The organism is Nocardia fodinahabitans (assembly GCF_052983615.1).
Map to the genome: position 1 here is coordinate 59475 of NZ_JBRJJC010000002.1, position 13064 is coordinate 72538.

Below are 13064 nucleotides of genomic sequence, written 5' to 3' on the forward strand. Positions count from 1 at the left end.
GTCGTGGCACAGCTCTGGCAAGCGCGGGTGGTCGTCGTCCGTGAGGGCGATATTGCGTTGCCCTCGCCAGTGCCGGACCCATTGATGGCTCGCACGTGGATATCCCCGGCCATCAGCAAGTTCCGGCCCTCCGGGGCAGTTGTCCTCGAATGTGCCCGAGCGTGCCTACCGAGGCAGCACACCCGATGACGCCCGGCGGTGGGTCCCCGCGCCCGGAGGAACCAGATGTCCACCTCACCATCCAGTTCCCCAGTGTGCGCATGGATTTCGCTGCCTGCCTGACTGCCGCCCTCGTCTTCGTCCAAGACATCGCCGCCCGACGACCCTGCACGGTGGCTGTCGACTCCGGTCACTGCGCCGGGCTGCCCCGGCTCCCCAACGAACGCTTGTTTCTACTGCCCTGACCCGTACGACCAACGGGGCGACTCCGACCAACTGAATGACCTTCGCGCCTACCCCGGTGAGGACCTGAGACCCCCTCACCCGGCCCGGCCGCGCGGAGGCGGCCCCGGAATCGTTCCCAGGCGATATCGCGATCTCCGGGGCCACCCAAACCTTCCGAACTTCCCGAAGCCACGCCCCCAACGGAAGCGACCTCGCATGTATGCCACGTTCGAATCAACTCCACGCCAACCCCTTTGGGGCCGCTTTGTGTGGACCGCAGTGACCGTGCTGTGCACACTCGCCGCAGTAGCCACAACAGTGGCGGCGATCGCGGTGATGACCTCCCCGGCCGCGCACGCCACCGAGTTCGCGTGCCCCGACGAACGCAGCACCGGGGTGGTCACCGGGTCCGGCCCGGGAGACACCACCAGCGGCCCGGCCGCGATCCTGGGGTTCAATCACGCCTACTACGTGGACCGATCCGCCGAGCAGGCGCGACGATTCCTGACTACCGACTCCGCGATCGCCACAGGTGACCGCTTGCAGACCGGGATCGACGCCGCGCCTGCCGATACCCGCCACTGCGTGAGCATCTCACCGTTGACCACCAGCAGTGAGTCGGCGCGGTGGGCGGTGACCGTGGCCGAGTTCCGGCCCGGCACCGAGCCCTGGATCGCCCGGCAGACCGGACCACCCGCACCGTCGACGAGGCGACTCTGATCAGCGAGATCACCCTGGCCTGACTCAGGGCCTTTCGCACAGACCACCTGAATACCTCGGACCGAATCCGGCGACCCCCCGAGCCGGTCGGATCCGAGGGTGGGGAACGTCCCCGGAGGCCGACCAACCTCCCGGCCTCCGGGGACGCCAACCCGACCCACACGAACCACACCCGGTGGACCCTCCACCGAATCACAACCAACGAAATGACTTGGAGAGGTTAGAACCATGGTCAACACGAGCCGGTACGACACCGCCGATGGCGGGCCGGAAACGTTGCAGCGCTTTCTGATCGCCAGCGAGTCCGACACTGTCAATCAGCGCTCTTACAGCACCAAACTCCTCCCGGAACTGTTGCAGACCCACGACTACGCCCATGCGTTCTTCGACAGATGCTCGGCCGTGATGGGCATGGACGACGACAGCGAGGCCCTCGCGCTCGCACGGCTGCAACGCCAGACCGCGCTCGACCGGCCCGGGTACGACTTCCACATGCTCATCGACGAGGCCGCGCTACGACTCACCGTCGGCAGCTGCGAGGTGATGTCCACCCAGATCAGACACCTCATGAACATCTTGACCGCCCGTGCGCACGTCCGCATCGGCATCATCGCGCTCAACGCCGAATTCCTCGCCCCAGCAGACAGTTTCGATTTCAGCTACGCCACCGACGCCGACAACAAGCAAATCATCGATCCGCTCGAGGACGCCGACATCATCGAACTGGTCGAACTGGTCGAACGAACCTTCGGCCTGCTCGCCTCCACGGCGGTCTACGGCGAGGAAGCCCACGCCATCCTCGTCCGCGCGTTGGCCAGCCACACCGGTTCCGGCATCTGATCCGACCGACCGCCCGCGAGACCCGGAACAACCCTCGACGCAGTTCCACAGGCACCGGGAATGGATCGGGGTCTTTGCGTCGCACACGACACGGCAGGAGCCCACACCGTGACCCCCACCCGCCCAACATCCTCGACGAACCCCGACCAGCCCACCCTGGCGCGCCTGCACAGCTATTTCCTCGGCGGGAAAGACCACTACGAATGCGACAAGACGCTAGCCGAGGTCCTGGCGAGCAGCACACTGCGGCCCGCGATCACCGAATCCCGTCGTTTCACCCGCCGCGCGGTCGGGCACCTTGCCGAGCGTCACGGGGTGTCGCAGTTCGTTGACCTAGGGTGCGGTCTGCCCCACCCACCGAACATTCACGACATCGCCGAACAACACCGCGACACCGCCCGGACGCTCTACGTCGACTTTGACGTTCTCGCGGCCACTCACGGCCGGGCGATGCTGCACGAACCGCCGACCCGGTTCTTCGCCGAGACCGACATCACCGACACCGACGCGATCATGCGCGATATCGAGGGCGTGATGGACATGACGGCACCGTTGGCGGTGTGTATGTCGGGCACCGCGGAATTGATCAGCGACGCCCCCGCCGTGCTCGCCGACTTGACCGAGCGGTTCCCGGTCGGGACATGGCTCGTGCTCACCCACGTCACCGACGAGTTCTACCCCCAGCACATCCAGGCCGCCGCCGAAACCCTTCGCGGTGTGGGCATTCCTTATCACCCACGCGGGCGAGACGAGATGGCGGCCATGTTCGCCCGGTACGAACTGCTCGCGCCCGGACTGGTCGTCCCGCACCGGTGGGAACCCAAGCCCAACCGAGACGACGGGGACGGGGACGGGGACGGGAACAACGGCGACAGCTACGACGGGGACGGGGACGGAGTCCGGCAGTTGTCGGCCCTCACGCCCCGCCATCGCGCGGCGTGGGACCTGAGCGCCTACGCCGCCATCGGCCAGCTGCGACCCGTGGGGGTGCACGGTGCCCGATGACATGGTGCACGAAGGGACCGACCCGCCGAAGATGATCGGCAACGGCGGCTGCGTGGTGTGCGAGAACGACTGCACGACCGCGATCGCGGTACACGGGCCGGGCGATTGGCAGGTACTGGTCCTCATTCGGTTGGGCTGGACCTACGAGCAAGCCATGATCGTCGTCTCGCGAGAGACCGGCTGTACGTCCGTACTGGACTCCGGCTTTCAGTACGTGACGGTCTCGGACACACCCGTTGTGTTGGTGTTCGGTCTGTGCGCCGAATGCGGGAAACGAAACGATCATTCCGTCGTGGGAGACATCGCCAGCGGCAAGATTCCGCTCTACACGAAAGCCGACACCGTCAAGTAGCGGCACTCGTGGACCGGTCGAGGGGACACAGGATCAATCACCCGTACCCAGGTTGCCGCCCACATCCTCGCCCCAGCCGACACCGTGACGAAAGCGACGCTGCACGAGCTGATCTCCGCTCACGTTAACGAGCAGCCCACACCTCACAGCCTGCCTGGCAGTGCAAACTGAAAGTAGAGGCACCTCAATTGACCACCACATCGCCCACCCCGACCCGAGTCGTCGTCACCGGCGCGGCCGGATTCATCGGTTCCCACCTGACCGACGCACTTCTCGCTCGCGAGACAGATGTGATCGCGATCGACCGTCGGTCGGTACACACCGACCCTGTCGCTGCCCGCAATCTCGCCGACGCGCTCACAAATCCTCAACTGGCCTTGCACGAAGCTGATTTGGCCACCGACGAGCTCGACGAGTTGATCTCCGGCGCCCAGGTCGTGTTCCACCTGGCTGCGGTGCCCGGCGTTCGAGATTCCTGGGACGACAGGTTCCCCGACTACGCGGCCTCCAATGTCGTTGCTACCCAACGTCTTCTCGCTGCCTGCGACCGCGCCCAGGTCCCACGGCTGGTGCTGGCTTCCTCCTCGAGTGTCTATGGGCAGACTTCAGGTCCGAGCAAGGAAAGCGACTCGACCTATCCGATGTCGCCCTACGGCGCGACGAAACTCGCCGCCGAACACCTGTGCATGGCGCACGCTGCGAGACCGGACACCAGCACGAGCGTGGTCGCGCTGCGGTACTTCACCGTCTACGGCCCCCGTCAACGAGCAGATATGGCGATCTCGCGGGTGTTGGCGGCGGTGCTGTCGGGGGTTCCGGTACCGCTGTATGGCGATGGCCAGCAGTCACGGGAGTTCACCTACGTCGATGACATCGTCGCCGCGACCCTCGCCGCGGCAGCGATGCCGCAGGACGCCGACGCCGAGATCGTTAATGTCGGTGGTGGTTCCAGTGTGTCGATGCTCGAGCTGATCTCCCTGATCGGGCAGATCACCGGCCGCAAAGTGCCACTCGCCATGGAAGCGCCCCGGCCCGGCGACGTGGAGGCGACTCGCGCCGACCTCACGCTGGCACGCGTGCTTATCGGGTACTCACCGCACATCGAGCTGCGAGAGGGGATCGCCCGGCAGCTGGACTGGATGGTCAAACAACCCTCGCCACAAACGTTCTCCGAGCCTGCCGTCGCCGAGGTGGTGTCGCGATGATCGTGCTCACGGCCGACAACGCCAACACTCTGTTCACGTCCGCGTGCCGCGCGATCACTGATTTCGGCGAGCCGGTCAGCCCTCGGGGCATGGCCACCACCGAAATCCTCGGCGCGCACCTGCGATTGACTCAGCCGCGTCGGCGGTTCGTCGACGTGCCGCCGCTGCGGCTGCTCAATCCTGCCTTCGCGGTAGCCGAGGCGCTGTGGATTCTGTCCGGTTCGGATGACAACTGGATCTTCCAGTACAACCGGGCGTTGACCCGCTACGCCGACGACGGAGTCCTGCGCGGCGCGTACGGGCCGCGAATGCGCCGATGGAACGGCATCGACCAGCTCGACCGGACCCGCCAGCTACTCCAACAAGACCCCGACTCCCGCCAAGCGGTCATCCAGCTCTACGACCCGCAACGCGACACTCGCGGGCACCGCGATGTCCCCTGCACCCTGGGCTACCGGTTCTATCTGCGGCGAGGGCGCCTGCACATGCACACCACCATGCGCAGCCAAGATGTGTGGCTCGGGTTCCCTTACGACATCTTCACCAACACGTTGATCCAGGAGCTGCTGGCTGGGTGGCTCGGTGCCGAGTTGGGCGAATACCACCACCACATCGACTCGCTACACCTCTACGCCGAACATGCCAGCGCCGCTGAACAACTCGCCCACGATCCCGACCCTTCCCCGGTCATGCCGGAGGTCGCGATCCCGTGGAACATCGCCGACCAGGTGCTGCGCAACACGATCACCGCGCCACCCACTCGCGGATTGACCGGGCCATGGGCGGCATTCGCCGACATCCTGGCCAGCTACCGAGCTTGGACCACCGGCCACCGCGACCACGCCCGAACCCTGCTCGCTCACACCGACAGTGACCTCGCACGGGCCCTGGAGCGCTGGTACGACCACCTCGCATCCATCCAGGTGCAGCAAGGAGCCCACGCATCATGACCCCCAACACCCCTCGCGCGGTCCTCGGATTTTGCTCCTGGACACACGATTCCGCCGCTGCCCTGGTCCTCGACGGCCACCTTCTCGGGTTCGCCGAAGAAGAACGCCTCAACAACAGCAAACACACCAAGGACTACCCCGCCCACACAGTGGACTGGCTGCTCGAGGAAAGCGATCTCGTCCCGGAGTTGATCGATACCGTCGCCTACAACTTCCGCGCCCCCGGCTACCTCGCCGCCACAAGACAGCTGGGTGGACACTTCGTAGACCCGAAGACACGGGGCAGGGCGCTACCGCGTGCGGCGAGCTTCGCCCGGGTCGCCGCCCGAACACGCACCCGCACAATGCGATTGGGTCAGCTGTTTCCGCACGCGTCGAACTCGCAAATCCTGCATCATCGGGCGCACGGGTTGTATGCGTTCGCGTCCTCGGGCTACGACGACGCCGCTGTGTTGGTGGTCGACAGTCTCGGCGAGATCCAGACCACCACCATCGCTCGCGCCCATCGCACTCCCGGGGGCGGTTGCACCTACGACATCATCGACGCCATCGACGATCCGGCCTCCCTCGGCTACGCCTACGGTGCGGTCACCGAACACCTCGGCTGGCGTCGCGGTGACGAGGAGGGCACCGTCATGGCATTGGCCGCTCTCGGTGACCCCAACCGATTCCGGTCGCTGATGAGAGACGCTATTCCGATCACCGACACCGGGTTCGTCTTGAACCCGGAGTTGTTTCCGGTGCGGGTCCTTTCGCGCCGCTTCGCGCGAGTCAGCACTGAGTTCATCAGCCGCAGCTGCCCGCCTCGAGGCGACGGTCCCATCGAACAGGTCCACCGCGATCTGGCCGCCGCCCTGCAAGAACGCACCGAGCGGGTCATGGTGCACCTTGCGGTTCGCGCTCGCGCACTGACCGACGCACGGTTGCTGTGTGTCTCAGGAGGTGTAGCAGCGAACTGTGTAGCGATCGGCAAGATCGTCGAATCCGGGCTGTTCGACGAAGTGCACGTGCCACCGGCTCCCGGCGACTCCGGTACCGCGATCGGTGCCGCGATCGCCGCGTATCTGGACCGTACGGGGAAACTGGCCACCGGCATCCAGGACCGTTGCTACCTCGGGCCCGCCTTCGCCGACGTCGTGCTGTCGAAGAATCCGCGCCTCGGGTTGACCGCGACCAAACCCACGCACCCTGCCCAGTATCTGGCCGGGGCCCTCGCCGCCGGTGCCGTCGTCGGAGTGTTCCGCGGACCACTCGAGGCGGGACCTCGTGCTCTGGGCAACCGGTCGATCCTGGCCTCGCCGGCCAACCCCGAGGTCGTCAAGCAACTCAACGACACCGTCAAGTTCCGGGAGCCGTTCCGGCCGTTCGCGCCCGTCACACTCACCGCTACCGCGTCGGACTACTTCACTCTGCCCCAACCTGCGCCGTACATGTCGATCGCCTCATCGGTCACCGAACTCGCACGCGAACAGATACCGGCGATCGTGCACGCCAACGGCACCGCCCGCGTACAAACCCTTACCGAAGGTCAAAACCCGTTCCTGGCAGAGGTCATCACCGAGTTCGCCAAGATCACCGGCATTCCGGTCCTGATCAACACCTCACTAAACGTCAAAGGCAAACCGATCTGCGGCACCCCCGACATGGCACTGGACTGCCTGCTCGCCAGTGGCCTGGACGCGGTGATGGTCGAAGACTGGTGGGTAAGCAAATGAGAATCGGCTACAGCTTCTGGGGCTTCCTTGGCCCAGGGATCACCGACACCCCGGACGGAGGTCGCAGCCACCGCCGAACCCTCATCGACGGGTTGCGCGCTCTCGGCCACGACCTCGTGTTCCTCCAGCCCGACCGCGACAGGATCGAAGCCGGGACCGACCTCACTCGCACCTACACCTGGGACACCGGACTCCCTGAACTCGACGCGCTGTTTCTGGAATGGCGGTGGCCGATCCCCCGTCGCAACACCACACCCTGCGGTACCCGTGGCCACACCTGCGATCTGCACCGGCAACACCAACTGCTCGACCACTACACCCTGCGACGCGGGCTACCCACGATTGTGTGGGACAAAGACCAGCAACTACCGACCGGTCATCCGCTACGCCACACACCCCAGGTCACCGTGTGTGAGGCGGCGCTGTATCCCACCGACGGCGCGGTCAGCTTGCTGTTCCCCGTCGCCGACACCGCCCTCGCCACCGCCGACCCGGACGCCCTCGCGCGGCGGGCTCGACCGTTGAGTCTGGCCTACGTCGGCAACCAATACGACCGCGACGACACCTTCGACACCTACTTCGCCACCCCGGCGAGCGGACGCCAGGATTGCCTCGTCGCGGGCAAATGGGCCGACACCCGCAGATGGCCGCACGTGAAGTTCATCGGCCGCGTCCCGTTCCCCCAAGTCGCCCAAATCCACGGCGACGCCCTGGCGACGGTGCTGCTGTTGCCCGATCGCTACGCCGCAGTCGGGCAGATGACCCAGCGCCTGCCGGAAGCCGTCCTTGCCGGATGTCTGCCGCTGACCCCGGCCTACATCCGCAGCGCACCCCACTTCACCCCCACCCGGCTGCACGTCACCAGCGCGGCACACATCACCACCGAACTGGCGGCACTGCGGCGCATTGCCGGAACACCGGCACACGCCGACCTCCTGGCACAGTGCCTGGCCAAGCTCGACATCTTCCGGCTCTCCCGCCAGCTCGACGCCCTCGACAGAATCCTCTCTCGGAGCGGGGCGCGGTCGTGACCGGGCAGCCTCCCGAACCGCCGAAGTCGGGGCAGGTAAGGTCGCCGGGCGTGGACCAGCGAATCGTGATCATCGGCTGCGGCGGCAGCGGCAAGACTCACCTCGCCAACCAGCTCGCCGCCCTACTCGAGCTCCCGCTGACCCACCTCGACGCCGTCTACTACGACGCCGACTGGAAGCCCCTGCCAGCCGAAGAATTCCAGGCCATCCAACAGCGCCTCGTCGCCGGACCGCGCTGGCTGGTCGAGGGCAACTACGCGGGCACCTTGCCGATTCGACTCGCGGCGGCCGACACCGTCATCTTCCTCGACCTGCCCGCGATCACGTGCATCACCGGCGTGCTGCAACGGCGCTGGCGCTACCGGGGCGGTCAACACCGCGACGGCGTCTACGACCGCATCACCTGGGGATTCCTGCGCTACATCTGGGGCTACCGCGCACAGATGCGCCCCCGCGTGCGCGAGCTGATCGCCGAACACGGTGAGCACGTCGAGCTGGTCACGCTGACCAGCCGCCGCCAGGCCACCCGCTACCTCGCCCACCTGCGCGCTCAATCTTCCACCAGCAGCTGACACCGAAATAGTTCGGAGGCGAACCGTCCATGACCTCCACCCCCTTCACCGATCCCGACTCCGTCGCGGGCCTCTACGCCGACGCCGGGCGCACCGAGCAACGCACCAGCGCGTTGCTCACCGCCAAAACCAGCGGCGACAACGCGACCGCGACCATCGTCGGCCTCGCCGCACACCACGCACCGAAGAGTCCGGCGGTGTGCGAAATCGGTTGCGGCCGAGGCACAGTCACCCTCGCTCTCGCCCAAGCTTTCACACCTTCCCGCCACACCGTCGTCGACATCTCCCCGGCATTCCTGTCCACCGTGGCCAAACGCGCCGCCCACCTCGGATTCGTTGTGGAGACGGTGCGCGGCGACTTCCATCACCTACCGCTGCCGGACGCCAGTTTCGACGTGCTCGTGGCGGCGTTCTGTCTCTACCACTCCACACGGCCCGCTGATGTCGTCGCCGAGATCGCGCGCTGCCTCGCACCGGGCGGGCGGGCGATTCTGGCCACCAAATCGGCCGAAAGCTACTACGAGATCGACCAGCTCATGGTCGACACCGGTCTCGACCCACAGGCGACCAGCCGGCCGAGTCTGTACGACACCTTCCACAGCGCCAACGCCGCCGACATCGTCGCCACCGGGCTCGAGATCAGCGAGGTCATTCACCGCGACCATACGTTCCGGTTCACCGACTTCGACCACCTCGCCGCCTACGCCGTCACCGTCCCCAAATATCAACTGCCCCAATGGCTGGGGACCAATCCACGAGACCTCGCGGCCGAACTTCGACGGCGAACCCACGATCGACCACTCACGGCTACCTCGACCGTCACCTACATCGCCGCGAGCAGCCAACCATGAGCGCGACAACCTTCGTCAAACACTATGCATCACCGAGTCGCGCGGAATCTGCTCGCGCACATCATGATTGGTTACGCCGCCTCAATGCCACAGTGCGCATTCCGCAACTACACGAGGTCACCGGCACACGCATGGTTCTCGAACATCTGGAAGGCCGCCAACCTGAGCCTGCGGACCTGCCGGAAGTCGCCGCATCCCTCGGAGTTCTCCACACCGCCGCATACACCCGACACCTACATACATCGCGACTCGACCGGCCATACGAGGCGACAACAACTCTGAGACTGGTCGACTTCGTCTCGCCCCGTGCAACTGTGCTGCCGCCGGACTTCGCCGAGGCAGAACTACCTTGTGCCCTTTACAAAGACAGCAACATCCGCAACTTCATCCTCCTAGACGACGAGGTCGCCATCATCGACTTCGATGACCTGACCTTGGCACCGTTCGGCTACGACCTCGCCAAACTCGTTGTCAGCGCCGCCATGACCCATGGGCCGCTGACCTACGACCTCATCGAGCGCACACTCAACCGCTACAACACACAGACCACCGGCATCGCCAATGCCCACTGCGACATTCATCAGCTTCAGCTCTACACCGAGATCCACCACCGACTCACCAGCCGCTATCTCGGCCGCCACGGCTACACCTACGACTGGCCAACGGTCCGGCCTCGGGGCTGGCAACGGAGCTGACACCACCCCGTACTCGTCGGTGGTGTCAGCTCTGGTCGGACGGTCCAGCCGTGCGGCCAACCCAACGCCCGACCCGCGGCGAGCACCAATTCGCTGGCTTGCAGCTCGAGTTATCGACAGTCTTCGATCTTCTCGGCTATCAGAAGTGACAGCGATTCGTGTGAATCACGGCTCAGGTGGACGCCGTCGATACCCGGACGCGCCACCGTAGCCGCGTCGGCGAACAGGACTCCGCGCCTGACGGCGACGCGACGTATCGCATCACCGAGTTCACGTGATTTGCATACCGAGTCAACGTCGTACTCGGAATTTTGCTCTGCGAAATTGGGTTGGCTCGCGTCGAGATGAATCGGACTGACCAGCAATACCGCAGGAACCGCGCCGGTGCGGGTCCAGGCCGTGCGCTCGACGTTGCCGAGGTAGCCTTCGAGGGCGACGGCGACCGCATCTGGTTGTCGCCCGAATTTGGTCTTGAGATCGTTGTTTCCCAACATGATCACGACCATGTCCAAGGGTGAGTGGCTGCGCAGGCAGGGTTGAAAGTATGTACGGCCGTTGCGGTCGTCACGATCGGGATCGTTGAGGTCAGTGGTCCGGCCGCCGAGACCTTCCTCGATGATGGCGTATCCGCTACCCAGACGTTGCTGTAGCCGCCCAGTCCAGCGCACGTCGACTGGCCAGCGACCGCGTCCTTCAGACGGTTGGCCGAAGGTGTTGGAGTCACCGAAGCACAAGACGGTAAAGGCGTCAGGATTAACAATCAAGGTTGGATTCCTAGAGGTTGGGCGGATACGCCGAGGTAGTTGACCACATCGTCGAGCCCATCGGGCCGTTGCAGACCTCGACGGGCCAGTAGCTCATGGGTCAGAGTGTGTGCCAGCGGGATGTGACCAACGAATTCCGGTGCCAGCGCGCAAGCGTCGCGCAGGGTGCCAACGGCTCCCGCATCGTCTTGGCTGTGGATCTGGGCTTGGGCAACGTTGATGAGCCTGCGACTTTGGAGGGTGGGCGGAATTCCCGGGCCGCCGCTCCTGACAGCAGCCGCAAGTTTCAGAGCCTCACGCGGCCGACTAGCCCCCATCTCATTGATAACACCAAAACTAGCAGCCGAGGTGCGCCCAAACACGTTGGACACCTCGGGCCTATCGACATAGGCGTCTTCCAACTGAGTCCCAGCTGCGTCGCACAAACGGAGGAACCTCTGCGCTTCGCGATAGTCCCCTGATCGTGAGGCAGCGAACGCTGCATAGCAGAGAAGCTCTCCCCAGATGGCGATATGGCGAGGTGTAGCTGTGGATAAACGAGGCTCGATTTCCGCAGCCGCTCGTTCAGCATGGGCGACCGCGTCGTCGTACATATTGTTTTTAGCCAGAAGCCACGACTGAGATCCTCTGATCGCAGCGCGAGTCAGGTTATCTCCGCTCTCAGCCGCGAACTGATCCGCGCGGAGAAGCGCCAGGGATGCCAAGTCCGTCTGACCTGCGTAGCCCAAGAGGTTCGAGGAGGCATGGAGCAACTGGGCAAGCGAAATATTTGCCTGGCTCCGCGACTCGCCCGCGGTGTCCTCAATTGCGTTGTACGCGCTTGCCAGGACGCCAGGCAGTATCCGCTGCATTTCGCTGAACCGAGCCGAGAAGAATAAGTCCCAGACGTAGGGAACCGCAGCTGTGAACTCCAAGTCGGTGCCAGGTGGAGTGCTCGGAATAGAGCCCATAAGGATTCGCCGCAACTGAAACATGCCGTCCTCGGGCAAGCCACTGCTCGAGCCGTTCAACGCCAGGCCGGTGCCAGGATGGGTTGTCGTGGCTGGCTGCCGCATTCGCGGTCGATGCCGTCGCCGCCACGCCGCCTCGCCTTCGGCCACGATCTGATCGAACCGCAACCGATCTTCTGGGCTGGCGCGTTGCCGGTAGGTGGTATCGAGGATCTCTTGCGCCTTGGACCGGGGTCTGACCGCGCTCAATCCCGCACGCCAATTGTTGATAGTGGTCGTCTCAACACCCAACAGCGCGGCGAACTCTCGGTTCGATCTACGCATCGCCTCTTGCAACGCAGCTGCTTCGAAGCCGGTCCACCCCCGCCCTCGTATCATCGCCGCCCCCAAAGTTTCAGCATCTGAGCTGGTAAACGGACCAGAAATACCTACGGTACCCCACCGCTATGCGGTTCCACACGCCGTTACTCGCAGCCATAACGGGCATCAGAAATGCTACCGCGCAGGCGATTACGCACCTCGCCTGATCGCTCCGCGCTACCGGCCACGGCATCAGGAGGCCACCAAATGAGAAGCTCCGATGATCTCAACCGAGCCCACGACCACCGCGCCTCCTCTGGCCCTGACCTACCGCACGACCCCTGACCAAGGTCGAACAGCAACCGCGACAACGCCGACCACACCCACGGATCCCGAATGGACAGCGCTCAACCGACAGCTGAGACCCAGATCCGGCAACACGCCATCGCCCTGGCCGCCCTCGCGCACAACGGCCTCGTCTTCGCCACCGACGTCGAAGCTTGCCGGTGCCATAACCAACTGGCCGAGGTCGATCATCCCCCGGTGCGGCGGCTCGATGACATGGTACGAGGGCGGATCGAACTGGTCGGCCCATTCCTCGAACATATATTCGCACCCTGCCCTAGTAGCTGCAAGTGACCCGTGTCACGACACGCTGCCCGCGTGTCACCCTCGAGTCGAGGGCAGGATGAAAACCTCGCGCGGAAAGTCGGTGACCGCAGATAGGGTG

Annotated in this window: 14 protein-coding genes; 11 read left to right on the forward strand and 3 right to left on the reverse strand. The window is 64.9% G+C overall.

Annotation, left to right across the window (positions count from 1 at the left end; translation table 11 throughout):
• Positions 1–651: 651 nt before the first annotated feature.
• The 11 genes from NV348_RS36245 (at position 652) to NV348_RS36295 (ending at position 10320) form a co-directional block, all read left to right on the forward strand.
• A complete protein-coding gene (locus tag NV348_RS36245; RefSeq protein ID WP_447151282.1) occupies positions 652–1104 on the forward strand; it encodes a DUF8176 domain-containing protein in 453 nt (150 codons plus the stop codon).
• 228 nt (positions 1105–1332) lie between these two features.
• The gene (locus NV348_RS36250; protein ID WP_447151283.1) at positions 1333–1944 is read left to right on the forward strand and encodes a Scr1 family TA system antitoxin-like transcriptional regulator; all 612 of its coding nucleotides are present in this window, start codon (positions 1333–1335) and stop codon (positions 1942–1944) included.
• A gap of 108 nt (positions 1945–2052) precedes the next feature.
• Positions 2053–2949: an SAM-dependent methyltransferase gene (locus NV348_RS36255; RefSeq protein WP_447151284.1), complete on the forward strand. Its 897-nt coding sequence runs from the start codon at positions 2053–2055 to the stop codon at positions 2947–2949.
• Positions 2939–3301, forward strand: a complete 363-nt coding sequence (locus tag NV348_RS36260; RefSeq protein ID WP_447151285.1) for a hypothetical protein — start codon at positions 2939–2941, stop codon at positions 3299–3301. Before NV348_RS36255 ends, NV348_RS36260 begins: the two co-directional genes overlap by 11 nt.
• A gap of 188 nt (positions 3302–3489) precedes the next feature.
• Positions 3490–4506 carry an NAD-dependent epimerase/dehydratase family protein gene (locus tag NV348_RS36265; RefSeq protein WP_447151286.1) on the forward strand — a complete coding sequence of 339 codons (1017 nt, stop codon included), beginning with the start codon at positions 3490–3492 and terminating at the stop codon, positions 4504–4506.
• Positions 4503–5456, forward strand: a complete 954-nt coding sequence (locus NV348_RS36270) for a thymidylate synthase (protein WP_447151287.1) — start codon at positions 4503–4505, stop codon at positions 5454–5456. The genes NV348_RS36265 and NV348_RS36270 overlap by 4 nt, the downstream gene beginning before the upstream one ends.
• A complete protein-coding gene (locus NV348_RS36275) occupies positions 5453–7171 on the forward strand; it encodes a carbamoyltransferase family protein (protein WP_447151288.1) in 1719 nt (572 codons plus the stop codon). The genes NV348_RS36270 and NV348_RS36275 overlap by 4 nt, the downstream gene beginning before the upstream one ends.
• Entirely contained in the window at positions 7168–8202 is a 1035-nt protein-coding gene (locus NV348_RS36280) for a hypothetical protein (protein WP_447151289.1), read from the forward strand. Before NV348_RS36275 ends, NV348_RS36280 begins: the two co-directional genes overlap by 4 nt.
• Before the next feature lie 50 nt (positions 8203–8252).
• Positions 8253–8774 carry a P-loop NTPase family protein gene (locus NV348_RS36285; protein ID WP_447151290.1) on the forward strand — a complete coding sequence of 174 codons (522 nt, stop codon included), beginning with the start codon at positions 8253–8255 and terminating at the stop codon, positions 8772–8774.
• Between the two features lie 29 nt (positions 8775–8803).
• Positions 8804–9625 (forward strand): class I SAM-dependent methyltransferase, encoded by an 822-nt coding sequence (locus NV348_RS36290; protein WP_447151291.1) that lies wholly within the window; start codon positions 8804–8806, stop codon positions 9623–9625.
• Positions 9622–10320: a phosphotransferase gene (locus NV348_RS36295; protein WP_447151292.1), complete on the forward strand. Its 699-nt coding sequence runs from the start codon at positions 9622–9624 to the stop codon at positions 10318–10320. Before NV348_RS36290 ends, NV348_RS36295 begins: the two co-directional genes overlap by 4 nt.
• A gap of 110 nt (positions 10321–10430) precedes the next feature.
• On the opposite strand, the gene NV348_RS36300 is transcribed toward NV348_RS36295, so the two are convergent.
• The 3 genes from NV348_RS36300 to NV348_RS36310 all read right to left on the reverse strand — a co-directional run bounded on the left by NV348_RS36300 (position 10431) and on the right by NV348_RS36310 (position 12940).
• Positions 10431–11084, reverse strand: a complete 654-nt coding sequence (locus tag NV348_RS36300) for a GDSL-type esterase/lipase family protein (RefSeq protein WP_447151293.1) — start codon at positions 11082–11084, stop codon at positions 10431–10433.
• Positions 11081–12370, reverse strand: coding sequence for a hypothetical protein (locus NV348_RS36305; protein WP_447151294.1), 1290 nt, complete (start codon positions 12368–12370; stop codon positions 11081–11083). The genes NV348_RS36300 and NV348_RS36305 overlap by 4 nt, the downstream gene beginning before the upstream one ends.
• A 291-nt stretch (positions 12371–12661) precedes the next feature.
• Positions 12662–12940, reverse strand: coding sequence for a hypothetical protein (locus tag NV348_RS36310; RefSeq protein ID WP_447151295.1), 279 nt, complete (start codon positions 12938–12940; stop codon positions 12662–12664).
• Positions 12941–13064 lie beyond the last annotated feature (124 nt).